At 67.7% G+C, this 23,611-nt stretch carries 25 protein-coding genes; 17 read left to right on the top strand and 8 right to left on the bottom strand.

All coding sequences use genetic code 11. The features are described 5' to 3' along the window. Positions 1-379: 379 nt before the first annotated feature. Genes L3Q65_RS37875 through L3Q65_RS37860 form a run of 4 tightly spaced genes read left to right on the top strand, consistent with a single transcriptional unit; the run spans position 380 to position 4,144 of the window. Positions 380-2,746, top strand: a complete 2,367-nt coding sequence (locus tag L3Q65_RS37875) for a nitrate- and nitrite sensing domain-containing protein (RefSeq protein WP_182893797.1) — start codon at positions 380-382, stop codon at positions 2,744-2,746. A 42-nt stretch (positions 2,747-2,788) separates the two neighbouring features. Beyond that, positions 2,789-3,214, top strand: a complete 426-nt coding sequence (locus L3Q65_RS37870) for a roadblock/LC7 domain-containing protein (RefSeq protein WP_009071597.1) — start codon at positions 2,789-2,791, stop codon at positions 3,212-3,214. Then, positions 3,211-3,576, top strand: coding sequence for a DUF742 domain-containing protein (locus L3Q65_RS37865; RefSeq protein ID WP_037807351.1), 366 nt, complete (start codon positions 3,211-3,213; stop codon positions 3,574-3,576). Before L3Q65_RS37870 ends, L3Q65_RS37865 begins: the two co-directional genes overlap by 4 nt. Further along, positions 3,557-4,144, top strand: coding sequence for an ATP/GTP-binding protein (locus L3Q65_RS37860; protein ID WP_051166491.1), 588 nt, complete (start codon positions 3,557-3,559; stop codon positions 4,142-4,144). Before L3Q65_RS37865 ends, L3Q65_RS37860 begins: the two co-directional genes overlap by 20 nt. Before the next feature lie 78 nt (positions 4,145-4,222). Here the strand turns inward: L3Q65_RS37860 and L3Q65_RS37855 are convergent, their stop codons facing one another. Beyond that, positions 4,223-5,596: a tryptophanase gene (locus tag L3Q65_RS37855; protein WP_237597809.1), complete on the bottom strand. Its 1,374-nt coding sequence runs from the start codon at positions 5,594-5,596 to the stop codon at positions 4,223-4,225. Between the two features lie 45 nt (positions 5,597-5,641). After that, entirely contained in the window at positions 5,642-6,739 is a 1,098-nt protein-coding gene (locus tag L3Q65_RS37850; RefSeq protein ID WP_237597808.1) for a tryptophan dimethylallyltransferase family protein, read from the bottom strand. Between the two features lie 331 nt (positions 6,740-7,070). Between L3Q65_RS37850 and L3Q65_RS37845 the strand changes: the two genes are divergently transcribed. Further along, the gene (locus L3Q65_RS37845; RefSeq protein WP_182893795.1) at positions 7,071-7,610 is read left to right on the top strand and encodes a DinB family protein; all 540 of its coding nucleotides are present in this window, start codon (positions 7,071-7,073) and stop codon (positions 7,608-7,610) included. A gap of 135 nt (positions 7,611-7,745) precedes the next feature. Here L3Q65_RS37845 and L3Q65_RS37840 read toward each other — a convergent pair whose 3' ends face one another. Further along, positions 7,746-7,973 carry a hypothetical protein gene (locus tag L3Q65_RS37840; protein ID WP_182893794.1) on the bottom strand — a complete coding sequence of 76 codons (228 nt, stop codon included), beginning with the start codon at positions 7,971-7,973 and terminating at the stop codon, positions 7,746-7,748. A 143-nt stretch (positions 7,974-8,116) separates the two neighbouring features. Between L3Q65_RS37840 and pcaB the strand changes: the two genes are divergently transcribed. Continuing rightward, positions 8,117-9,472, top strand: coding sequence for a 3-carboxy-cis,cis-muconate cycloisomerase (gene pcaB, locus L3Q65_RS37835; RefSeq protein ID WP_237597807.1), 1,356 nt, complete (start codon positions 8,117-8,119; stop codon positions 9,470-9,472). A gap of 68 nt (positions 9,473-9,540) precedes the next feature. Here pcaB and L3Q65_RS37830 read toward each other — a convergent pair whose 3' ends face one another. Then, positions 9,541-10,071, bottom strand: a complete 531-nt coding sequence (locus L3Q65_RS37830; RefSeq protein WP_237597806.1) for a DUF4383 domain-containing protein — start codon at positions 10,069-10,071, stop codon at positions 9,541-9,543. A gap of 165 nt (positions 10,072-10,236) precedes the next feature. Beyond that, complete coding sequence (locus L3Q65_RS37825) at positions 10,237-10,683, bottom strand: DUF1772 domain-containing protein (protein WP_237597805.1); 447 nt, start codon at positions 10,681-10,683, stop codon at positions 10,237-10,239. A 90-nt stretch (positions 10,684-10,773) separates the two neighbouring features. Here L3Q65_RS37825 and L3Q65_RS37820 point away from each other — a divergent pair, with 90 nt between their 5' ends. Both L3Q65_RS37820 and L3Q65_RS37815 read left to right on the top strand, forming a co-directional pair. Continuing rightward, positions 10,774-11,352 carry a TetR/AcrR family transcriptional regulator gene (locus L3Q65_RS37820; RefSeq protein ID WP_182893790.1) on the top strand — a complete coding sequence of 193 codons (579 nt, stop codon included), beginning with the start codon at positions 10,774-10,776 and terminating at the stop codon, positions 11,350-11,352. 119 nt (positions 11,353-11,471) lie between these two features. Next, positions 11,472-12,356, top strand: coding sequence for a hypothetical protein (locus L3Q65_RS37815; protein WP_237597804.1), 885 nt, complete (start codon positions 11,472-11,474; stop codon positions 12,354-12,356). 3 nt (positions 12,357-12,359) lie between these two features. Here L3Q65_RS37815 and L3Q65_RS37810 read toward each other — a convergent pair whose 3' ends face one another. Beyond that, positions 12,360-13,541, bottom strand: coding sequence for an esterase family protein (locus L3Q65_RS37810; protein WP_237597803.1), 1,182 nt, complete (start codon positions 13,539-13,541; stop codon positions 12,360-12,362). Positions 13,542-13,733: 192 nt separating this feature from the next. Then, the gene (locus L3Q65_RS37805; protein ID WP_237597802.1) at positions 13,734-14,696 is read right to left on the bottom strand and encodes an alpha/beta hydrolase; all 963 of its coding nucleotides are present in this window, start codon (positions 14,694-14,696) and stop codon (positions 13,734-13,736) included. A 164-nt stretch (positions 14,697-14,860) separates the two neighbouring features. Here L3Q65_RS37805 and L3Q65_RS37800 point away from each other — a divergent pair, with 164 nt between their 5' ends. The 3 genes from L3Q65_RS37800 (at position 14,861) to L3Q65_RS37790 (ending at position 16,787) form a co-directional block, all read left to right on the top strand. Beyond that, positions 14,861-15,334 carry a MarR family winged helix-turn-helix transcriptional regulator gene (locus L3Q65_RS37800; protein ID WP_182893786.1) on the top strand — a complete coding sequence of 158 codons (474 nt, stop codon included), beginning with the start codon at positions 14,861-14,863 and terminating at the stop codon, positions 15,332-15,334. A gap of 49 nt (positions 15,335-15,383) precedes the next feature. Further along, positions 15,384-16,232: an SAM-dependent methyltransferase gene (locus tag L3Q65_RS37795; RefSeq protein ID WP_182893785.1), complete on the top strand. Its 849-nt coding sequence runs from the start codon at positions 15,384-15,386 to the stop codon at positions 16,230-16,232. A gap of 72 nt (positions 16,233-16,304) precedes the next feature. Further along, complete coding sequence (locus tag L3Q65_RS37790) at positions 16,305-16,787, top strand: hypothetical protein (RefSeq protein ID WP_237597801.1); 483 nt, start codon at positions 16,305-16,307, stop codon at positions 16,785-16,787. Here L3Q65_RS37790 and L3Q65_RS37785 read toward each other — a convergent pair. Continuing rightward, on the bottom strand, positions 16,751-17,680 hold the full coding sequence (locus tag L3Q65_RS37785; protein WP_237597800.1) for a patatin family protein: 930 nt from the start codon (positions 17,678-17,680) through the stop codon (positions 16,751-16,753). The genes L3Q65_RS37790 and L3Q65_RS37785 overlap by 37 nt on opposite strands. Positions 17,681-17,882: 202 nt before the next feature. On the opposite strand from L3Q65_RS37785, the gene L3Q65_RS37780 reads away from it, so the two are divergent. From L3Q65_RS37780 to L3Q65_RS37755, 6 genes are all read left to right on the top strand, one after another. Beyond that, complete coding sequence (locus L3Q65_RS37780) at positions 17,883-18,362, top strand: PE domain-containing protein (RefSeq protein WP_182893782.1); 480 nt, start codon at positions 17,883-17,885, stop codon at positions 18,360-18,362. Beyond that, positions 18,355-18,972, top strand: a complete 618-nt coding sequence (locus L3Q65_RS37775) for a DUF3558 domain-containing protein (protein WP_237597799.1) — start codon at positions 18,355-18,357, stop codon at positions 18,970-18,972. Before L3Q65_RS37780 ends, L3Q65_RS37775 begins: the two co-directional genes overlap by 8 nt. Further along, positions 18,972-20,240 carry a hypothetical protein gene (locus tag L3Q65_RS37770; protein ID WP_237597798.1) on the top strand — a complete coding sequence of 423 codons (1,269 nt, stop codon included), beginning with the start codon at positions 18,972-18,974 and terminating at the stop codon, positions 20,238-20,240. The genes L3Q65_RS37775 and L3Q65_RS37770 overlap by 1 nt, the downstream gene beginning before the upstream one ends. A gap of 2 nt (positions 20,241-20,242) precedes the next feature. Beyond that, positions 20,243-20,965 carry an ESX secretion-associated protein EspG gene (locus L3Q65_RS37765; RefSeq protein WP_182893778.1) on the top strand — a complete coding sequence of 241 codons (723 nt, stop codon included), beginning with the start codon at positions 20,243-20,245 and terminating at the stop codon, positions 20,963-20,965. A 77-nt stretch (positions 20,966-21,042) separates the two neighbouring features. Further along, the gene (locus tag L3Q65_RS37760) at positions 21,043-21,594 is read left to right on the top strand and encodes a PadR family transcriptional regulator (RefSeq protein WP_182893777.1); all 552 of its coding nucleotides are present in this window, start codon (positions 21,043-21,045) and stop codon (positions 21,592-21,594) included. A 2-nt stretch (positions 21,595-21,596) separates the two neighbouring features. Next, on the top strand, positions 21,597-23,603 hold the full coding sequence (locus L3Q65_RS37755; RefSeq protein ID WP_237597797.1) for an NADPH-dependent 2,4-dienoyl-CoA reductase: 2,007 nt from the start codon (positions 21,597-21,599) through the stop codon (positions 23,601-23,603). Positions 23,604-23,611 lie beyond the last annotated feature (8 nt).

Here is a 23,611-nt window from a genome sequence, read left to right as displayed (position 1 = left end):
GACAGTTACTGTCGACAAGTCAATTCGCCGACAGTTCCACCACGCGGAACCTTGACTGAGTGTCCGGACACTTTTTGAATCACTCATTCAGCCCAGCCCGTTGGTCCGAAATCCGCAGCCAGGGCCAGGGCCTCGGAAAACGCCGGGGAAACCCGCCGCTACGTTCGGTAACCGCCGTCAAGACGGCGTCCGGCTGCTCGTTCAGCGGCACCACGAGGCCCCCGTTCGTGATAGAAACCGGGGCTGTTCCGTTCGGTGGGCCTACGAAGGGTGTATCCGAGATTTCCGTGACGAGGACCACTCGCACCCACTGGCGTGTCCGCTTCCCCGGCCGTGTCCGCACTCTCGCCGAGGGTGACCCAGGAGTTCGTGAATCATCGTGGAGAACAAGGACGATCCCGGCAAGGCGTACGACAAGTCGATCCGGAAGAGGCTGACCCGGACGGTCCTGATCCCGAGCATCACCCTGCTCGTGCTGTGGGCGGTGCTGGCGACGGCCTTCTTCATCAACGGCTTGTACGTGCGGCTCGTCGCGGGCTCGGTGCGTGACGTTTCGATCCCCGCGCTCACCGCGCTGTCGTCGCTGCAGCAGGAACGCCAGCTCGCCCTGCAGTACCTCGACAGCCCCAGCTCCGGCCCGCAGCAACTGCAGCAACAAGAGCAGGACAGCGACGGCAAGCTGAAGGGCCTGCAAGAAGCCTTCGCCGCCACCATTTCCAGCGCGCCGGACGAGATCGCCACCAAGGTCACCGCGCTGAAGGCGCAGCTCGACCAGCTGCCGGTGCTGCGTTCGCAGGTCAACTTCCGCAGCATCAACCGCGCACAGGTGAACGCTTACTACAACGGCGTTCTCGACTCCGCGGCGACGCTGTTCGACACCCAGGCACGCATCGTCCCCGACGCGACCGCGGTGCAGGGCGCGATCTCGGCGACCTCGCTGTTCCGCGCGGGCGACCTGATGTCGCGCGAGACGTCGCTGGTGTCGGCCGCTTTCTCCGGCAACACCTTCGCGCCGGACGACTTCGTCCAGTTCTCCCAGCTGGTCGGCTACTACCGCACACAGCTGGCGCAGATCTCGCCGTTCCTCGAACCGGCCGTGCGCCAGCACTACCAGCAGCTTTCGACGAGCGACGCGTGGAAACGGCTCAACGCGGCCGAAGACTCGCTGATCAAGCACGGTCCGTGGACCAGCGGCGACCAGAACAACGTCCCGGTCTCGTCGGGCGACTGGCACGCGCTGACCGCACAGGTCGCCCAAGGTCTGAACCAGCTCACCATCGAACAGGCCGACCAGGTTTCCGCCGCCGCGATCGACTCCGGGAACGCGCAGCTGCGCAACGCGATCATCGGCAGCATCGTGGCCCTGCTCGCCTCGCTGGCCGCGATCATCGTCGCGGTCCGGGTGTCGCGCTCGCTGGTCGACCGGACCCTGATGACGCGCCTGGAGCGGCTGCGCAACGACTCGCTCGACCTGGCGCGCAACCGGCTCCCGAACATCGTCGGCAGGCTCAAGAGCGGCGATCCGGTCGACATCGAGGCCGAACTGCCGAAGCTGGACCACGGCCGGGACGAGATCGGCCAGGTGGCCGAGGCGTTCAACACCGCGCAGCTGACCGCGGTCAACGCGGCGGCGAGCGAGGCGAAAGCGCGCAGCGGTGTGCACAACGTGTTCCTCGGCATCGCCCACCGCAACCAGGTGCTGGTGCACCGGCAGCTGCAGATCTTGGACGAAATGGAAAGCCGCGAAGAGAACTCGACCCAGCTGGCTTCGCTGTTCCAGCTCGACCACCTCGCCGCACGCGCCCGGCGGACCACCGAGAACCTGATCATCCTCGGCGGCAAGCAGCCCGGCCGGCGCTGGCGCAAACCGGTTTCGCTGATGGAGGTGCTGCGCGCGGCCGTCTCGGAAACCGAGCAGTACTCGCGGGTGCAGGTCGAGCAGGTGCCGGACGTCGCGATCGTCGGCACCGCGGTCGCCGACACCATTCACCTCGTCGCCGAGCTGGTCGACAACGCGACGTCGTTCTCCCCGCCCGGTTCGCAGGTCGAGGTGACCAGCCGGATGGTCGCGCGCGGCGTCGTGGTCGACGTGTCCGACCAGGGGCTCGGCATGAAGGAAGGCGTGCGCGAGTGGGCTAACGCGATGATGGCCGACGCGCCGGAATTCGACGCGATGGCATTGCGCGCGGACTCCAGCCTCGGCCTGTTCGTGGTCGCGCGGCTGGCTTCGCGGCTGGGCATCACGGTCACCTTCGACCCGTCGCGGTACGGCGGCACCCGGGCGACCGTGCTGATCCCGTCGAACCACCTGGCCGACGCGAACGCGCCCGAACCCGCGGACGAGGCCCCGGCGCTCGCCCAGGTCGGCGCGCCCGCGCAGGAAAGCGCGGCCGCACCGCGACCGGCTCCGGAAGCACCGCAGCCGACGCCGCGGCCGTATCCCGCTCGTCCGCTTCCGACGCCGAGTCCGCGGGCCGCGGAGCCGTATCCCCCGTCCGCGGGCCAGATCCCGGACGTCCCGGCCGCGCCGCGCGCCGCGGAGCCCGACCTCAGCAGGCTGCAGGGCGACGACCGGCCCCGGCTCCCGCGCAGGCAGCCGCAGCAGAACCTCGTCGCCCAGCTGCACGACGATCCGGACGCCGCCGCCGAGGCGGACGTGACCAACGCGGGCGAGACCACCGCGCGGACGCTGATGGCGTTCCACAAGGGCACCCGCCGGGCGCGAGGCGGGCAAAATGACTCATAACGACCGAACACCTCACCACACCGAAAGTCAGGGTCTGTCCGCATGAACGAGTACGGGAATTCCACCCCTGATCTCAACTGGCTGCTCGACGACGTCGTCAACCGCGTCGTCGGCGCGCAGAACGCCATCGTGCTGTCCGCCGACGGCCTGCTGCTCGGCAAGTCGTCCGGGATGAGCAAGGACGACTCGGACCAGCTCTCGGCCATCGCGTCGAGCCTGCAGAGCCTCGCCAAAGGGGTGAGCAGGCAGTTCAACCGCGGGCCGGTGCTGCAGAACATGATCGAGATGGAACGCGGGTACCTCTTCGTCTCGGCCGCGGGGCAGGGCGCGTGCCTCGCCGTGCTCGCCGGTGCGGACATCGATGTCGAAATGATCGCGTACGAGATGAACCGGCTGGTCAAGCGCGTCGGCGACTACCTGGCGTCGGCGCCGCGCGAGGCCGCGAACCTGCTGCGGGAGGCGACATGAGCGACGACGGCTGGTACGACGAGGCCGCCGGACCCCTGGTCCGGCCGTACACGATCACCAGCGGACGGACCCCGTCCGAACACCAGCTCGACCTTTCCACCCAGGTGATGACCCTGCAGCAGGGATCGGACCCGGTCGGGCTCGGCCCGGAGCACCTGGCGATCACGCAACTGTGCCGCAGACCCTTGTCGGTGGCCGAGATCGCGGTGTACGTGAAGCTGCCGCTCGGCGTCGTGCGCGTGCTGTGCGGGGATCTGATCGACCGCGGTCTCGTCATCACCCGCGCCCCGTCCCGTCAGCCGGCCCAGGTGCCGGACCACGAAACACTCCAGGCGGTTCTCGATGGCCTCATCAAGCTCTGAAGACGCCGCGGCGTCGGTGCCGACCCCGGTCAAGATCATCGTCGCGGGCGGGTTCGGCGCCGGGAAGACCACCATGGTCGCCTCGGTCAGCGAAATCCCGCCGCTGTCCACCGAGGAGGTGCTCACCGAGGCGAGCACCGGCGTCGACGACCTTTCCGGCGTGGAGCACAAGAAGACCACCACGGTCGCGCTCGACTTCGGCCGCATCACCATCTCGCCGCGGCACGTGCTGTACCTGTTCGGCACCCCTGGCCAGGAACGGTTCTGGTTCATGTGGGACGACCTGGCGCGCGGTGCGATCGGCACCGTGGTGCTGGTCGACACTCGCAGGCTCGAGACCAGCTTCGCGGCGGTCGATTTCTTCGAGCGGCGGAAGATCCCGTTCATCGTGGCGGTGAACTGCTTCGACAACGCGCCGCGCTACACCGCCGACGAGATCCGCGAGGCGCTCGTGGTGCCCGACGGCGTGCCGATCGTGATGTGCGACGCGCGGCAGCGGGATTCGAGCAAGATCGCGCTGATCCGGCTGGTGAAACACGCGATGACGGTGGTTCCGCAACCCGCCTGAGCCGGGTTTCCAGACCAGCGAGGGGGTTCCCGGCGCGGGGAGCCCCCTCGTTCGCTTTGCGCTGTCCTTGATAGACCCTCAGTGGACGGGTGCCATCCGGAGATTGAAGTGCCGCAGGATCTTCGGCGCTTCCACGATCCGGTAGCCGGGCACCCGCTCCGGGTTTTTCGCGATGTCGCCGAGGATTTCGGCCACGTAGTCGTAGTGCCCCTGGCTGTACACCCGCCGCGGCAGCGCCATCCGGACCAGTTCGAACGGGGCCGGGGTGATCAGCTCGTTCTGCTCGTCGAGCGTGCCGAGGTAGAGCGAACCCAGTTCCACACAACGGATTCCGCCCGCCAGGTACAGCTCGCAGGCCAGCGAGTGGCCAGGGAACCGCGATGCGGACAGATGCGGCAGCAGGCGGCCGGCGTTGAGGTAGAGCGCGTGGATGCCCGGCGGCTGCACGATGTCCACCCCGGCCTCGTTGGCCTGCTTCGCGAGCCGGGCCGCCTCGCCGGCGCGTGCGGCGAGGTAGTGCGGGTCGACGACTTCCTGAAGCCCCTTGGCGACGCGGTCGAGGTCGTGTGCCGCGAGCCCGCCGTACGTGCGGAAGCCCTCGGTGGCGATCAGGTTGGTTTCGCAGGCCTGGGCGAGTTCCGGGTCGGTCAGGCCGATGAACGCGCCCATCGGCGAGATGCCGTCCTTCTTCAGGCTCGCGACACATCCGTCGACCAGGCCGAAAGCCTCTCGGGCGACCTCGCGCGGCGTCTTGTCCGCGTAGCCCGGCTCGCGCTGGATGACCAGCCACGCGTTCTCCGCGAACCGTGCGGCGTCAAGGAAAACCGGCACCCCGTGCGTACGCGCGAGCTTCGCCGCCGCGGCCAGATTCGCCATCGAGACCGGCTGTCCGCCGCCGCCGTTGTTGGTGATGGTGAGCAGCACCTGGCCGACGCGGGGGCCCTCCGGGCCGGTGAGCAGGCGTTCGAGGGCGTCGAGATCGATGTTGCCCTTGAACGGTTCGAGGCTGTCGAGGTCGCCGAACTCCGCGCAGGGCAGGTCGATCGCCTCGGCGCCGAGCAGTTCGACGTTCGCGCGGGTGGTGTCGAAATGCGTGTTGCTGACCGAGATCCGGCCGCTTTCCAGCACGCTGGAGAACAGCACGCGCTCGGCCGCGCGGCCCTGGTGCACCGGCAGGAGGTGCGGGTAGCCGGTGAGCTCGCGCAGCGCGTCGCGGAAACGGTAGAACGAGTCCGACCCGGCGTACGAGCGGTCCGCGGCGGCCGCGGCGGCCTCCTGCGCGGTGGAGACCGCGCCGGTGCCGGAGTCGGTGAGCAGGTCGATGCTGACCTTGTTCGCGGGCAGGTTGAACGCGTTGTAGCCCGCCGCGGCGAGTGCTTGTTCCCGCTCGGCACGCGTAGTGACCGGAATTTCGGCGACGACTTGGGAGCGGTACGGCGGGAAGGTCCGCATCAGGGTTTTTCCTCCAGTTGTGGGTGACAGCCGAAAACTACCGCGTCAGGTCATCCGGCCGAGCACCGGCCGTTTTCTCGGCGGTGCTACCGCATACGCTTCGGAGGACAGGTAGACCGTGATTCCGGAACCGAACTCGCCCATTCTCAGCGATACGTGCGCGATCAGTCCGACGCCGTCGCGCAGCGGCCTTTCCGAAACCGCTGCCAGCGCTTTGTCCAGTTGTGTCGGGTCGAAGTCGTACTGCGCGAGAATGGCGTGCACGCGGGCGCGGGCCACCTCGTCGTCGGGCACGTAACTCCGAATAGGAAGATAAAGACTGTAGTTTCCCGGAGTGCCGCCCATGCCCTCGACAAATGAATAACTGGAAACCAGCGGGCGACCTTCGAACGGACCTTTTCCGCCGCCGAGCACGGCGAGGAACTCCCGGATCAGCATCGGGTCCGTGCCCGGCACCAGCTCCGCCGCGCGCACCGCGTCCTCGGCCTCGGCGGCGTCGTGCGAGACGTAGACCTTGACCCGGGACAGCGGGTCGTCGTCGAGGTCGAGCGCGAAGAAGGTGAAGTTGTCGCGCTCGCCGCGGCGCAGCGCGTGCTCGACCACCGGGTCGAACGCCTCGCCGAGATTCAGCCGCCGGAACCCTTCGCTGACCAGGGAATCGGCCATGGTCGGCCCACTGATCTGCGGATTCAGGTACACCTTGATCTTCGGCGCGGAACCGTTGCGGAAGATCAACGAGTACCACAGCGTGAACGGCCCGCGGCGCTCCTCGTGCGGGAGGAAGAGGTCGGCGACCGCGTCGAGCCGGTCGGTGACCAGGCCGTACTCGCCGGCCACCTGAGCGAGGAACCCGCGCGGGTCCGGGGCCCCGACGGTCTCGCCGAGAACCCGTACCACACATTCGCCATTGGCGTCGAATGCGACCGAGAATTCAACGGGCGTAGTGTCGTCCGCCACATTGCACGGGAACTGCGCCGGAGCGTCGATGGTCATTTCCCCGGACTCGCCGAGCAACAACCGGAGAAGATCCAGGTGACGGCGTTCTTCGGGATCGAATCCCACTGCCCGGCACAGCCGGTCGAGTTGACCACCGGCGTGGCTGTACATCGACAACTCGACCATCGGCACACTCGCTCCGACCATGGCGCTGTATTCACCGTTTCATTCGTGCGTTCGGCCCCGCGAAGCATCCGCTGTTCGGCGGAGCGGGCGTTCACGGGCCGCCGAGAAGATTAATCCCCGGAATGCCGATCACGATACCTCTGACGGAGCGACAACACCGTCCGGAAACCGTGCCTGAGTGTGCTGATCAACACCGGAATTCACCTGAATTCCGCATCGACAGGAACGGATTCTGCAGCTACCCGCCCCTGCCATGTGGTCTAGCCCACTGCTGCGCGCGGCCGGTGTCCCGTGCACCCGATGCGGTGCCTCGGCGCCGAAAATTGTCGGTGGCGGGTGAGACGCTCGTCTCATGAGCCAGATCCCGAAGCATCTGTCCAAGGTCGCCGAGAGCGACCGCCCGCCGATTCCCCGCGTCGCCGACGAACGCGAGACCCTGCTCGCTTACCTGGAGTGGCACCGGGAAACCCTCGCGCTGAAGTGTGCGGGGTTGAGCCAGGAAGCCGCGTCGACGCGCGCGGTGCCACCGTCCACAATGTCGCTCCACGGCCTGGTCAGGCACCTGGCGAGCGTCGAACGATGGTGGTTCCGCATCCAGTTCGCCGGCGAGGACGTCCCGCTGCTGCACTACTCGGACGACGACCCGGACCAGGACTTCGACCGCCTGGACGGGGATTTCGGCGAGGCACTGGCTTTGTGGCGCGCGGAGTGCGACCGGAGCCGGGAGATCGTCGCGGCAGCGGCTTCGCTGGACGCGCAGGGGGTTGGGAAGACCACGGGAGAGCCGTTCTCGCTGCGGTGGATGCTGCTGTCGATGATCGCGGAGTATGCCCGGCACAACGGGCATGCGGATTTGCTGCGGGAGGTGACGGACGGAGCTACTGGACGGTGAGGGTGCTGCTTGGTGTTTCGGCCGCGGGCTTGAACGGAGGGTGATGCGGTGGCCAGTGGTGACTGGCGGCGGCTGCGTCCGGTGAGGAGTGAGGCGATGGCATGGGCTGGGCTCGAGTACTGAGTGGCGATCTGGCTAGATGAAGGCTTGCTCGCGGGAGATCGGCGACCGTTCCGATCGTGCATTTGCTGACAGCTTTGGCTGAGTCGTGCTTGCGGCATCCGGCTGCCCGAGCGCCGCCAGTTGCGGCTGGGTCGCGCCGTTCGCATCTGGCCGTTCGCACATCACCAGCTGCGGCTGGGGCGCGCCGCCGTCGCCCAGCCGTTCGCGCAGCCAGCTGCGGACGAGTCGCGCTGCCTGCATCCAGCCGCCTGTGCACTGCGGGCAGTCAGCAGCATCGGCATCGGAGCTGGCCAGCGAAGCTCGCGCCCCGGTCAACCCACCGTCACCGGGTTGCGAGCGGTCACGGCCGTCCGAAAAGCACCCGCCGTGCGATGCTGGACGACATGACCGCCGATCCTGACTCCGGCCTGCTCTCCCCGGTGCGCGCCGGAACCCCGGCCGAAGCGGTGACCGGTGACCGGGCGTTCGCCGCCGCCATGCTGAACGCGGAGGCCGCACTCGCACGCGCGCAGGCTCGGCTCGGCACCGTCCCGTCCGAGGCAGCCGAGCGCATCACCGCGGCCGCTCGGGTGTTGGGCGAGGGAGAACTCGACGTCGTCCAGCTGGCCCGCGACGCGCGCGCGACCGGGAACCCGGTGGTCAGCCTCGTAGGCACGCTGTCGGCCAAGGTTCCGGACGTCGCCGATTACGTGCATCGTGGCTCGACGAGTCAGGACATCGTCGACACAGCCTTGATGTCCGTCGCGCGTGACGCTCTGCGGCTGATCACCGCGGACCTGACTGCGATCGCGGACACCCTCGCCGAGTTGGCGCGCGCCCATCGCGACACGGTCATGCCCGGACGCACCCTTACCGCACACGCGGTTCCGACGACGTTCGGGCTGAAAGCGGCGATCTGGCGGCAAGGCGTCCAGGAATCCGCCCGCCGGATCGCGAAGCTGCGGCTGCCGGTGTCGCTCGGCGGTGCGGCGGGGACGTTGGCGGCGTATGTCCAGTACGGCGACGGCACCTCCGACTACGCGGAACGGTTAGTCGCCGCCTTCGCCGAGGAAACCGGGTTGAGCGCGCCGATTCTGCCCTGGCACGCGGATCGCACTCCGGTGGCCGAACTGGCTTCCGCGTTGGCTGGGGCGACGACGGCGGTGGGCAAAATCGCGGTCGACGTTCAAGTCCTCGCCCGCACCGAAATCGGTGAAGCGACCGAGGCGACCGGCGGCGGGTCCTCGGCAATGCCGCACAAGCAAAACCCGGTGCAGTCGGCGTTGATCCGGTCCGCGGCGCTGCAAGTACCGGTGCTGGCAGCAGGAGTCACCCAGTCCGGTTTGGCGGAGGACGAGCGTTCGGCTGGGGTCTGGCAGGCCGAGTGGCAGTTGCTGCGCGAATGTCTGCGACTGGCCGGCGGAGCGACGCATACCGCCGTGGATTTAGTGCGGGGGCTGGACATTCACGCGAACCGGATGCAGGAGAATCTCACCCTGACCAACGGGTTGATCGTCTCGGAGCGGCTGTCGGCAGCGCTAGCGCCCAAGGTGGGTAAGGCGACCGCGAAAGACTTGCTGGGTACCGCCTCCCGGCGCGCCATCGAGGAAAACCGGCCGCTGTCGGAAATTCTGGCGGATACACCGGAGATCACCAGCGTCGTCGACTCCGCAACCCTCGCCGGTCTCCTCGACCCGGCGCAGTACGTCGGGGCGGCGCGGCGGTTGGTGGACCGGGCGCTCGAAGAATCCGCAGAATGAGCGGGATCGCCGCCGGGCAAAGGTAGCCCCGGCTGTGCGATCCCGCTCTGCGGTCACTCCACTGTGGACTAGTGGGCCAAGCCATGCCCGCCGGTCTCGGGCCGACGGGACTGGGCAGCCGGGTCGACCTCGACAGGTTCCTCGTCCTCCGGAAGCAGAACCCCGTGCCGCGCCGGGAGAACCGCGGTCAGCAGGCCCAGGACGGCGATGCCGAGGTGCAGCCAGTTGTCCGCGTCGGCGAGGTTGAGCGGGTTGCCGAGCCCGGACACCGGATTGACCGAGATCGTCCCGGACAGCATCAGGCCCCAGACGAACAGCGCGCCGTAGCCGATGAAGAGCAGCCAGCCGAACGTCCGGGCGCGGCCGGAACCCAGTGCGAGCAGCAGGCCGATCACACCGGTCACCACGTGGACGACGTTGTTCAGCGGATTGGCGGAGAACCGCCACAAAGTGACACCGTGTCCGGTGAAATCCCCGAACCCGGACTTCACGAGCCCGATGATGCCGTAGGCGAGAAACAGGACTCCGAGCAGAACGGCCAGCACCTGGGCGGGCTGCAGCCCCTCCACCCGAACGCGGGCTCGATGCGCACGAACCATGACTCCAGTCCTTCCCGTACCGAGATGACGGTGGGTCAACCCTGAAGGAATACCCCCGCCCAAACCGGGCCGAAACCCGAATCCGGCCGTCCCGGACGCGCCCGCCGGGCAAGATCGAGGCTGCTGGGACTGCTGAGCAAGAAGGTGGCCCAGTGGGGCACCGGCTCAGACGAGTGCGGTGACCAGCAGAGCGAAAGCGGCGATGATCACCGCGACCCGCGCGTAGTGGTAGCGGTCCCACCGGCCCATCTGCTCCTTCCAGTCCGCGGGCCGGTTCTCCGGCGTCCACGTCTTGCCGCGGTTGTTGATCGGGACAAGCAGCAGGATCGACATCACCACGCTCACCACCAGCAGTCCGGCCCCGAGCACGATCAGACTGGTGCCCGGACGGCCCCACGCGGCGATCGCCCAGATCGTGCTCAAGACGAGCGAGCCGATGTACCAGAACGGCATGAGGGCGCCGAGCATCCGGCCGCCGTGGGAGCGGCCTTGCTGATTGCTGTCGTCCGGAAGCCCGTTGAGGATCGCGTTGATGACGAAGGCGACGGAAAACTCGACCCCCACCATCACGCCGACAACCACGATGGTGCAGACCGCGAGTGCGCTGAGCATGATGACCTTCCCGAAATCTAGCGTTGCTAGCTGATGAGGCGATGCTAGTACTACTGCCGCTCGGTTGTCTAGCAGTGCTAGACTCGCCTCATGTCGGTACACACACGCAAACAGCGCGAACAGGCGGAACGCGAACGCCTCATCGTCGCGACGGCCCGTGAACTCGCCGAACAGCAGGGCTGGGACGCGGTCACCACCCGCAGGCTCGCCGAACGCATCGAGTACAGCCAGCCCGTTCTCTACAGCCACTTCCGCGGCAAACGCGAGATCATCGGCGCTGTCGCTCTCCAAGGAGCCACCGAACTGGCGGCTGCGATACGGGCCGCGACCCTCGATGTGGACGGTCCGCGCCCCCGGGTCACCGCCCTCGCCCGCGCGTACCTCGACTTCGCCGAGCACCACCCGGCGGTTTACGACGCCATTTTCCAGCTCGACGGCGGCCTCGCGTTCGCGCAGGACGACACCCCGGAACCGTTGAAAGACGCCTTCGCCGCACTGCTGGAGACCCTCGGCGAGGTCGCCGGGGACGGCGTCGCACCGGGTCTGTTCACCGAGTTGTTCTGGGCATCCCTGCACGGGATCGCGACGCTGACCCGAGCGGGACGGCAGCCGCGGGAATTCGCCGAGCAGCGCATCGGCCTGCTGGTGGAACGCCTCGTCGTGGTCTGATCCACCGCTGCTTGCCCGCAGCCCGGCCAGGCGTCACGCGTACTGGCCGGTACCGAGACCCATCCCACAAAACCGCCCCATTCGGCGAACCCTGCGCACCCGATCGGGGAAGTCGGGGCATGCGCAGGGCGAACGCGTTCCTTTTGCTTGGCCTCGTTCTCGGTGCGGTCATCGCGTTTCTGGCCACCGAGGCCGAGCCGTACCGGCAGGTAGTCACCGCCGCCGGGCCGACGGACGGTCCGGGCGTCCTCCCCCCGGCGACCGACTCGAGCCCACCCGACCCCACCCCGAAACTGAGCACCGGCGGCGCCGCGCCCCAGCAAGGGCCCGAACTCAGCGCCGAACTCCCCGCGCTCGTCCCGCAAGGGCACGTCAGCGTGGTCGTCTTCGACCGCGCCAAAGGGACGACCCCGGTCTCCCTCGACCCGCATCGGCACTACACCTCCGCGTCCCTCGTGAAGCTGCTCATCGCCCTCGACGCCCTCGATCGGGGCAGCAATCCGGGAACCGTGCAGGAAATGCTGTCCCGCAGCGACGACGACACCGCCAGCAAACTGTGGGTCGAGGGCGGCGAAACGAGGATCGTCCGAGACGCGGTCACCGAAATGGGCCTCGCCGAAACCAGGCCGCCCGACAATCCGGGACGCTGGGGTGACACGGAAATCACCGCCGCCGACATCACGCGCGTCTACCGCTACCTGATGGACCAGGCACCTGCCCGGCACCGCACGACGATTCTCACCGCGCTCGGCCGCGCCACCGAAAACGGCGCGGACGGATTCCGCCAGTACTTCGGCATCCCGGACGCTCTCGGCGACGTTCGCTGGGCGGTCAAACAAGGCTGGTCCTGCTGCAACCCCGGGCGCATCCTGCACACCTCGGGCCTGGTCAAGGACAACCGGTACATCGTCACGGTCCTCACCGAGAACCCCCGCTCGGTCAGCTACGACGACGCCGAAGCTCAGGTCACCGAGGTGGTCAGGCACCTTCCCGGGATCCGCTGAGTGTCACTGCTCCACCGCGGTCAGCCCGCCCCGCGCGCCCGTGCTCGGCAATGGCCACGGCTTCACGCCGCCAGTCACGTCGGCCCGCTGCCCCGGAGCCGACGGGCCTGGGATCCGCTGCCCGATCCACGTCAGCACGTCCGGCAGTTGTGCCTTGAACGTGTTCATGTTGTGCCCCGCGTCCGGAATCCGCCACGTCGTGAACTGCACCGGAGCCTGCGCGGCGGCCCGCATTTGGTCGACCGCGCGGCTTTCGTTCTGTTCCTTCTCCCCGGAGATCGCGAGGAGTTCCAGCGGGGCCGGGTGCTGCCGGAGGGTGATCTTGACGTTGTTCGCGTCCTCGATGTCCTTGCGGCCGCGGAAAAGGTTTTCGGTTTCGCCGTCCACTTGCGCCTTTTCGTAGCCGCTCACGCTCGCCGCCTGCGCGTACCACTGCGGATGCCGCGTCACGAGGTTCAGCGCGCAATAGCCGCCGGACGACCAGCCCGCGATCGTCCACGCCCTGCGGTCCGGATTGAGCCCGAGGCGCTGGATTCCCCATTCCCGGACGTCCGCGGACAGATAGGTGTCGTTGGGGCTTCCGTTGACCTCGTCGACGCATTCGGTGTCGTGACCGATTTTCGGCGTTCCGGTCGGGTCCGGGATCAGCACGATCACCGGCGGCAGGAGGTGCTTCGAGATCGCCGCGTCAAGCTGTTCGGGCAGGTGGTACCCGATCGGGGCGGTGGTGACCTCGGGGCCGGACGGGTAGTTCGGGATCCAGACGATCGCCGGGAACCGCATCGACTTGTACTGGTGCTGGAAGTATTGCGGCGGAAGGTAAACCGTCACGTCGCGAGTCAGGCCGGTGCGCCGTCCGGTCACCGTCACGTGCGCGATGGTCCCCTTGCCGACCCGCGCGTGTGCCACGCCGAGGTCGCGCGCCTTGGCGAGGTCGACGCCGTTGTCGCCGCCTTCGACATCGATGCCCTCGGCGGCGAACGCGCCGGTCCCGAGGAGCGAGCCGAGCGTCGGGAAGAATCCGCCGATCATATTGCCGGTCAGTCCGAGAGTGACGATTACGAGACACAGCGCGACAAGCACCGTGGCACTGCGGCCCATTTGCTTGCGCTTGCGCCATTTGTCCCAGAACCACGGGACCGACACGACCGCGAGGAGCGCGAGCACGCCGATCACCGCGAGCATGACGGGCGAATCCAACCTGATTGCACTCAGGTGCACGGGAAACCTCCAGGACCGATCGCGCGCCCGGAAGGCGGGACCCGCTGCTCTAGATACGTTTGAGGGGCCATCCTCGTTGTGATCACGTGACGTCGATCACGCCGGAATGGCCCCGGCAAACTCAGCGGAATCTCAGGATTGCCCGTTAGTCCCTGATTACTTGCCGAATGCGCCGCGCAACACCGTGATCGCTTGGGTGATCGCCGCTTCCGCCGCGTGCGTTTCACGAAGCGCGTTCACCATCACGAAGTCGTGGATCACCCCCTGGTACCGAACCGCCGTCACCGGCACGCCCGCCTGACGCAGCTTCGCGGCGTACGCCTCGCCTTCGTCGCGAAGCACGTCCGCCTCGCCGGTGATCACGAGCGCCGGCGGCAGCCCGGCGAGCTGCTCCACAGTGGCGCGAAGCGGCGAAGCAGTGATCTCGGCACGCTGCGCTTCGTCGGTCGTGTACTGGTCCCAGAACCACCTCATGCCTTCGCGGCTAAGGAAGTAGCCGTCGGCGAACTTGGCGTAGGACTCGGTGTCGAACGAAGCGTCGGTGACCGGGTAGAACAGCACCTGCTGCAGGAACTGCACGTCACCGCGCTCCTTTGCCATGAGCGTCAGCGCCGCGGTCATGTTTCCGCCGACGGAGTCGCCCGCGATCGCGATTCGCGTGGTGTCGAGCCCCTTCTCGGCGCCATGCTGGACGATCCACTTCACGGCGGCGTAGTTCTCTTCGATCGCGACGGGATAGCGAACCTCGGGCGAACGGCTGTATTCCGGAAAGACGACTGCCGCGCCGGTTCCGGCGGCGAGTTCGCGGACGAGCCGCTCATGGGTGTGGAAATCGCCGAAGACCCAGCCGGCGCCGTGGATGTAGACGAGCACCGGCAGCGACCCGGTGACACCCTGCGGCTTCACGATCCGGACCTCGACGTCGCCGTTCGGTCCACCCGGGACGGTCAGCGTCTCGATGTCGGCGGGGGCGAGTTCGACGTCGCCGTCCTGGACGCCGTCGACCGCCTTGCGGCCCTCGGCGGGCGGGAGCTGGAAAAGATACGGAGGCTGATCGGTGGCCTCGGCGAACGCCTGGGCGGCCGGCTCGAGGACGAGGTTCTGCGGGTTCGCGGTCATGGCTTCCTCCGGTAGCGGATCGGTCGGACCAGACAAACATAGCTCGCAACTCAGTTGTACACAACTTAATGTTGCTCAATGAGATCTAGAGCACTTGAGTTGCCCTTCCCGCTCAGCCGAGAGAGGATGGGGAGCTGGCAGAAGAAACTCGCGGGAGGCCACCGATGACCAGCCCAGACACCGGAGAAACCGGCTCGCTGCTCCTGGACGACCAGCTGTGCTTCGGCCTGTACTCGGCTTCCCGGGCGGTCACCGCGCTCTACCGCGCGCTGCTCGAACCGCTCGACCTCACGTATCCGCAGTACCTGGTGATGCTCGCGCTGTGGCAGCAGGACGAACAGCAGGTCAAGGAACTCGGCTCGGCGCTGAACCTCGACTCCGGCACGCTGTCGCCGCTGCTCAAGCGGCTGGAGAAGGCCGGGCTGATCAAGCGCGAACGCCAATCCGACGACGAACGTTCGGTCCGCATCCGGCTGACCGACGAGGGAACCGCGTTGCGCGCCAAGGCGGAACGGATCCCGCCGCACGTCGGAGCGGCGATGAACCTGGACAACGCCGAACTGGGCCGGATGCGCGCCGCGATGGATCAGCTGACCGCGTCGGTCAACGCCTACCGGGAGTCCTACCGGCCGAGCTGAGCAGGACGCCATGGTTAGCATGAGCGCCAGGGCGAGCGGGAGGACGGCGATGAGCACACAGGACGAAGCACTGCGCGCGGTGGAAGCCAGTCTGGACCGGCCGTCGGCGGCCCGCGTCTACGACTACTTCATCGGCGGCACCACCAACTACGCGATCGACCGGATCTTCGCCGAGAAGGTACGCGAACGGCTGCCGCTGATCGGCGAGTACTGCCGCACCAGCAGGCAGTTCCTCGGCCGCGCGGTGCGCCAGAGCGTGCGCGAGGGCATCCGGCAGTTCGTCGACATCGGCTCCGGCCTGCCCACCGCGGGCAATGTGCACGAGGTCGCCGACGACGAACGCCCGGAACACGACACTTCCGTGCTGTACCTGGACAACGAGCCGGTGGCGCTCGCGCATTCGCAGGTGCTGCTCGCCGACACCGCGGACGAGGACCGGCACCAGGCGATGGCCGCCGATCTCCTGCAGCCCGGCGAATTGTGGGACCGGGTCGCCGAATCGCACGTGATCGACGTCCGCGAGCCGGTGGCGCTGATCGTCAACGCGGTGCTGCACTTCATCAAGGACGAACAGGACCCGGACGGCATCCTCGAGTTCTACCGCAAACAGCTCGCGCCGGGTTCGCTGCTCATCCTTTCCCAGATGACCAACGAAAACCCGGTGGACGACAACGAACGCCAGGCGCTGGTCGACATCATCAAGTACTACGAGTCGACCACGAACCCGGGCATCCTGCGCACGAAGGCGGAGTTCGAACGGTTCTTCGGCGGCTGGCCGTTGCTCGAACCGGGCCTGGTGTACGCGCCGGCGTGGCATCCGGACGCCGACACGGTGTTCGCGAAGGCACCGTCGGAGTCGCGGGTGATCGGCGGCGTGGCCCGCAAACCGCAGGCCTGACAGGGTTTTCCCACCCGGCCTCCACCTCCGGGTGGAGGCGCGGCGCGGTCCCGGCCGGGCACTGTGGTCTCCGTGCCGAACACCTTCGACAACATCCTGATCGGCCTGGTCGTCCTGACCTGGTTGATGCGGCGACAACTGCAGCCCCGCCGCGCCGACCGGCCGCCGGTAGTCCTGCTCGTCATCAGTGCGCTGGGCGCCGCCTCACTCGGCTTCGCGATCGCGAAAACCACTCCGACCTCAGCGGCGATCCTTTTGCTCACCGCCAGTTTCGCAGTCGCCGGCGGCTTCGGCGTAGCGCGCGGCTACACCATGCGAACCTGGCGCGCCGAAGGAACCCGGTGGCGGCAAGGGAATTGGCTGACCGCCGCACTGTGGCTCATTTCCTTCGGCATCCATTTAGGACTCGATTTCGCCGTCGACGCGGTCAACTCCACGCGAGGCCTCGGCAGCGCGTCGATCCTGCTCTACCTCGCGGTTTCGCTTATTGCCCAACGAATAACGGTCCGCCACCGTAGTCAAGACGCCCTGCGCAAGCCTTCCAACGCCGCGTAAACCGCTCCCCGCCCCAACTCCACCGCACGTCGCAGCACAGCCGGATCCCTTTCCAGCGCAACAACATCCGGCGCACCGGCAGGCGGGCGCACACTCGCCAACCGCGGATCTTCGCGCAACTGGCGCTCATCCTCCAGATCACGGTGATACTGCGTCCGCCAAGCGTCGATCGTGCCCGGCGCGTGGCGGCGGAGAAACCGCGGCACAACCACATCCTGCACACGCGGCGGCGGCACCGGATGTTCGTCCTCGCGCCGGGTCCGCAACACCAGCACGTCCGTCGCCCCCTGCTTGAGCGCGGTACGGAACGGCAGCGGCTCGGCGATCCCCGCGTCCACGAACCGCCGCCCACCCATCGCGATCGGCGGCCCGGCAAGCACCGGCATGCACGACGACGCGGCGAGCGCCGTTTTGATCCCGTCGACATCCTCGATGAACGGATGCAGATCGGTCGACTCGCCGGTGTCGGCGTCGGTGGCGAGCGGGTGGAAACCGACCGGATTCGCGAGTATCGCGGGGAAATCCATCGGTTCGAGCACCGAGTACACCTGGTGCACGAGATACTCGAGATCGATCACCGCCCGCCCGCGCAAGGTGTGCAGCGGATTGATGATCCGCCGCATGACGGCCGGGTTCCACCAGGTCCGCACACCGGTCCGCGAGCGCCCGCACAGCAGCCACGCCGCGTTGAGCGCACCGGCAGAGGCGCCGTAGACGTCGTCGAACGCGCTTGGGGCCCCGAGTTCTTCAAGCGCGAGCACCATCCCACTCGAGTACGTACCGCGACTGCTGCCGCCTTCAACCGCGAGCGCGAGCCGTCGGCCGTCCGTCCGCTCCCCAGGCACGCTGTCTTCGGCGATACGCGCGGCGAGCAGTTCCAGAACCGGATCCACCCCTCCATCTTGATCCTTTCCGCGAAAAGGATCGACCCGTTTTGCCCCCTCCGCGGGTGACCCGGCTTGCGCCGCGTCCCTCCAGCGCTCTTTCGAACCGGCACCATCGAACGGTGATCATCAAGACCGGCGATTCTGTCACCCTCTGCAGACAGTCGTGATACCGTCCGTGTTGTTCGGCGAGAAAGCTGGGGAGGCTTTCATGGCTGATGACGGCGTCGAGCGCGTCAGGCACCTGCCTGCGAATATGCAGGGTCCGCTGGTGCCGGGGTACAAGTACGTCCGGGACAAAACCCCGGAGCAGGTGGCGAAGGAAGCCGCCGAGGCGCAGGCGAAGGCCAACGAAGGCATGTCCAGCGGTGGTGGCGGGTATCGGCTTACCCCGGAACTGCTGAAGGAGATCACCGGAGAACTCGGCGACATCCTCGACTGGATTCGCGCGGAACCTCGGCGTCATGCCCGCACACTCACCTCGTTCACGCCAATGGGTGACGAAGTCGCCAGCATCGCCTATGTGCAGGACGCGAATGCGGCAGGTTCTTCCTACAACAACTTCCTCAACAGCGTGGTTGCAGAACTCGAACGACAGCGAGACGCGTTCCAACAGGCCCTGGATACTTACCAAAAGCAAGAGCACCAGGCCGCCGACCATATGAAAGGTCTCCGCCCCCACGATGACTAGCCGCAACGCTGCCGTGCTCAGCCTCGCCGCAGCCGCCGTCCTGCTCAGCAGTTGCTCCGCCGAACCCGGGAAAGCCGCTCCCACAACGGCTCCGCCATCCACCTCGGCTGGCCCCCGATTCGGCGCGCCACCGGTACCCGTGCCGTTGGATGCCTCGTCGCTGGAGAAGGAGCCGTGCGCCGCACTTACTCCAGACCAAGTCGCTAGCCTCGGCGCCCCGTTCAAGGGCAACGATCCCAAGCCAGACGATGCCACCGGGCCGTCCTGCAATTGGAAGTTCGCCACCACGCCAGCGTCGTCCGTGGGGGGCACCCTCACCACCAAAGACCCTGGCCACGGAGGAATCAGCGGCATCTACAGCAAGAAGCAGTTCGGCGGAGTCACCAAATTCGAGCCTTTCACCGTAAATAGCTATCCAGGCGTTGTTTACGACCCGGCGGACAACTCTCCCGCCGGACTCTGCACGATGGTCATCGGCCTGCGGGACGATCTCGGCTACGTCATCGACGTCAGTCTCGACGGCCTCAAAAATCCCTTCGCCGACAGCTGCGAACTCGGCAAGAAGGTAGCAGGATACGTGATCCAATACCTCAAGAAGGGAGGCCATTGATGCCGGACGGCTACACCGGCGCGGATGTCTACGCCCGGATGCACCGCTACGGCGGCAACACCGCCTCCCTCGATTCCGGTCAGCAGGCGGCCGAAGCGCTCAAATCCGCGCACGAAGAGCTCGTGATACGGATCGCCCGGCTGCAAGGAAAAATGGATGCTTCCTGGGAGGGCGACGCGGCGGGCAAAGCCAAAGCCGGGCTGACGCCGCTGCTGGAAACCTCTCAGCAGGCCTCCGAGGACCTCGGTCGCAGCGCTCAGTCCCTCACCGCGCAGAACGGCGGCTTTCACAGCACGCTCAACAAGCTCACTCCGATGGACGCCAACCGTCCTGATACCAATGATTTGGCCAGCTACAGCCCGTTCGGCGCGAGCGATTCGGAAAAATCGGCGGCGCGGTGGGACGACGCGGACAAGAACAATAAGGAAGCCTACGGTTCTTACGTAGCCACCACGGACGGAAACCGTAATTCGTCGGCCAAGGATTATCCGGTTTTGAATGCCGCTCCGGCCGGGATCGCGGTCGGTTCCGCGCCGAGCACCGGCGGAACGTCCGGTCCGCTTGGGGGTACTGGCGGAACCGGAAGCACTGGCGGAATTGGCAGCAGCGGCGGACACAGCGCGGGCGTTCACAGCGGCGGGTACACGCCCAACCCCGGCAGCGCCCTCGGCTCCAGCCCGACCAGCAGTTCCGCGCCACCGCCCGGCACCGGGGCCTCTCACCTTCCTGGCGGCGGGAGCTCCCCCGCGGAGCACGCCTCAGCACCAGATTCCACGACGACGGCGGGGTACACGCCTAAAGCGCCGGTCAGCGACGCTCCTGGGTTCGGGTCCGGACGGCTGCCGACTTTCGGGCCGAACACCAGCGGTACGGATGCGACAGGCAGCGGTTTCGGCCTCCCGACGGGTGGATTCGGCACTCCCGGCGGCAGCGGGGAGAGCGGTCTCGGCGGCCGGATGGGCAGTGGCGGCAGCGCGGGTTCGCGCATCGGAGCCGGTGGCGGCGGACCGCAGCTCGGTGCGGGCGCGGGAACCGGTACCGGGACCCCGGCGAGCGGCCAGAGCGGCGCGCGTCCCGGCACCGCGGGCGGAACCGGTGCCAAGGGATCGCCGGGCACGGGCGGCATGGGTGCCGGAGCCGGCAAGGGCAAGAGCACCGAGGACGAGGAGCATCAGCGGAAAGTCACCTACCTCGACGACGACGTCGACGAGTTGTTCGGCGGCTACCCCGACGGCATGCGTCCGACCCCGCCCACCATCGGAGCCTGACGTTGCTCCGAGGCCCCCTGCGGTTTTCCCGCGCCGGTTACCAGAACCTGGTCCGCCGTCTCGACCGCTCCGACCCGCATCCGACCCTGATCGGCGGCGAGAAGTGGTACCCGCCGGACGAGCAGATCCAGCAGGACGCGAAAGCGGACGCCGAACTCGCCGCGACTGGCTGGCCGGCCCGCGACTTCGCCGACGTCATCGGGCTCCTGCAACGACCCTCCGTCGACCGTTACTGCTGGGCTCGCATCAACGGCCGCGACCTGACCCTCCAGGCCGCGGCCGCCGGACGGGACGCGATCCTCGCCATCGCTGACCACGACACGATCACCCTGTTCCCCAGCTCCGCGGAATCCGCTGCCCGCGAACTGGTCTCCGCGCTGCCGGGCACTCCGCCGGCGTCGAACCTGCATTCGCTGTCCTGCTCGGAAGCCGACTACAGCGCGGTGCTCGCCGGAGAGCCGCCGCCGACCCGCACCAACAGCGCCCGCGACGCACGTCGCGCCGTCGAGTGGATGCAAGCTCCCCGGATCCACGTAGGACGGTTGTACGTCGCGATCCGCCGCGGCGCCGAACGCATCCGCAACGAACACCCGCCCTACTGGATCGACACCGAACAAGGCCGGTTCACCGCGGTGGTCACCAACGGCTGGCTCAGCATCAGCCCTGCCGGCGCCGACGACCTCGCCCGGATGCTGCACGCCATCGAAGCCGGCCTGCGCGCCTGAACCTCGCCATGCAGCCGAGGCGTGACCTGGATTGCACTCAGTTGCACTGCACCTAGTTGCATATGACACTGTCCGGCATGGCACTGGAGCACGCGATCCTCGTCTCGCTGTCGGAACGTTCCGGCTCGGGCTACGAGCTGGCGCGCCGGTTCGAGAAGTCCATCGGGCTGTTCTGGAGCGCCTCTCACCAGCAGATTTACCGCGTGCTGAAGCGGATGGAAGAGGCCGGTCAGGTCGCCGTCGACGTAGTGGTCCAGGACGGGCGGCCGGACAAGAAGGTCTACACCGTCGCCGAACCGGGCCGGATCGAGCTGCGTCGCTGGCTCGCCGAACCGGCGCCACAAGCCGGGCCGCAAGAGTTGGCGGTGAAGCTCCGCGGAGCATCGTTCGGCGATGCGAAAGCGGTCGCCGAAGAGATCGTCCGGCATCGCGACGCGCACGCTGAACGGCTCGATCTGTACCGGCAGATCGAGAAGCGCGACTTTCCCGCCCCGGACCGGCTCCGCGGCCGTTCGCTGCATCAGTATCTCGTGCTGCGCGGCGGAATCCGGGTCGAAGAAGGCCAGGTCGAGTGGCTGGAAGAAATCCTGACCGCATTGCGCGCCGACAAGGCCGACGAGAGGGACTGACGATGACCGAGTACCCGAACCTGCTGTCCCCGCTCGATCTCGGCTTCACGACGCTGCGCAACCGCGTCCTGATGGGCTCGATGCACACCGGCCTGGAGGACCGCGCGTCCCGCTTCCCGCAGCTGGCCGAGTACTACGCCGAACGCGCGCGCGGCGGCGTCGGCCTGATCGTCACCGGCGGGTTCGCGCCGAACCGCACCGGGTGGCTGTTGCCGTTGGCCTCGAAGCTGTCCACGCCCGCCGAGGCGAAACAGCACCAGTTGCTCACCAGCGCGGTGCACGCGGAGGGCGGCAAGATCGCGCTGCAAATTCTGCACGCCGGCCGCTACGCCTATCACCCGTTGAGCGTTTCGGCATCGAGCCGCAAGGCACCGATCAACCCGTTCCGGCCGCGCGCGCTCACCGCGTACGGCGTGCATCGCACCATTCGCGCGTTCGCCGATTGCGCCGCGCTGGCCCGCGACGCCGGGTACGACGGCGTCGAGATCATGGGTTCCGAGGGCTATCTGATCAACCAGTTCATCGCCGAACGCACCAACCGGCGCACCGACGCGTGGGGCGGCACCGCGGAGAAGCGCCGCCGGTTCGCGGTCGAGATCGTTCGCCGCACCAGGGAAAAGGTCGGCCCGGACTTCATCATCATCTACCGGCTGTCCATGCTCGATCTCGTCGAAGGCGGGCAGAGCTGGGACGACGTCGTCGCGCTCGCCCGCGACGTCGAGGCGGCCGGGGCCACGATCATCAACACCGGCATCGGCTGGCACGAGGCGCGGGTGCCGACGATCGTCACCTCCGTGCCGCGCGGCGCGTTCACCTGGGTCACCGGCAAGCTGAAGCCGCACGTGTCGGTCCCGGTGGTGACCTCCAACCGGATCAACCTGCCGCACGTCGCGGAACAAGCACTCGCCGACGGTGCCGCCGATCTGGTCTCGATGGCCCGTCCGCTGCTCGCCGACCCGGACTGGATCCGCAAAGCCGAAACCGGCCGCACGGACGAGATCAACACCTGCATCGCCTGCAACCAGGCCTGTCTCGACCACGCGTTCAGCCGGAAACCGGTGTCCTGCATGGTGAATCCCCGTGCCGGGCACGAGACGACCCTGAACCTGCTCCCGACCCGGCGCGTCAAGCGGATCGCCGTCGTCGGCGCCGGACCGGCCGGGCTCGCCACCGCGACCGCGCTCGGCGAACGCGGCCACGACGTCGAACTGTTCGAGGCCGACGACGAGATCGGCGGTCAGTTCGGGATCGCGCAACGGATTCCGGGCAAGGAGGAATTCGCCGAGACCATCCGCTACTACACGCGGCGGCTGGAGGTCACCGGCGTGAAGGTGCGGCTCGGCACCCGGGCGACCGCCGCCGACCTGGCCGGTTTCGACGAGGTCGTACTGGCCACCGGCGTCACGCCGCGGGTCCCCTCGCTGCCCGGGATCGACCATCCGAAGGTCCTCTCGTACGTCGACGTCGTGCGGCACGGCAAGCCCGTCGGCGAGCGGGTCGCGGTGATCGGCGCGGGCGGCATCGGCGTGGACGTCAGCGAATTCCTCACGCACAGTTCGTCGCCCGCGTTGGATCGCGCCGCGTGGATGGCCGAATGGGGCGTCACCGACCCCGCGCTCGCGCCCGGCGGACTGGCCAAGCCGAAACCGGAGCCCTCGCCGCGGCAGGTCTACCTGCTGCAGCGCAAGAAGTCGCCGATCGGGGCCGGGCTCGGCAAGACGTCCGGCTGGGTGCACCGCGCGGCTCTGCGCGCCAAGGGCGTGGAAAAGATCAGCGGAGTTTCCTACGACCGGATCGACGACGCCGGTCTGCACGTCACGGTCGACGGGAAACCGCGACTGCTCGAGGTCGACACCGTGGTGGTCTGCGCTGGCCAGGAATCCGTGCGGGAACTCGCCGGCGCACTCGGCGACGTCCCGGTGCACCTCGTCGGCGGGGCTGACGAAGCACGGGAACTGGACGCCAAACGGGCGATCGACCAGGGCACCCGGCTGGCCGCCGTCCTGTAGCCGCTTGC

Origin of the sequence: Amycolatopsis sp. FU40, assembly GCF_021903635.1 — a bacterium.
Lineage (GTDB): Bacteria > Actinomycetota > Actinomycetes > Mycobacteriales > Pseudonocardiaceae > Amycolatopsis > Amycolatopsis dendrobii.
This window is presented reverse-complemented; position numbering and strand designations above follow the sequence as displayed.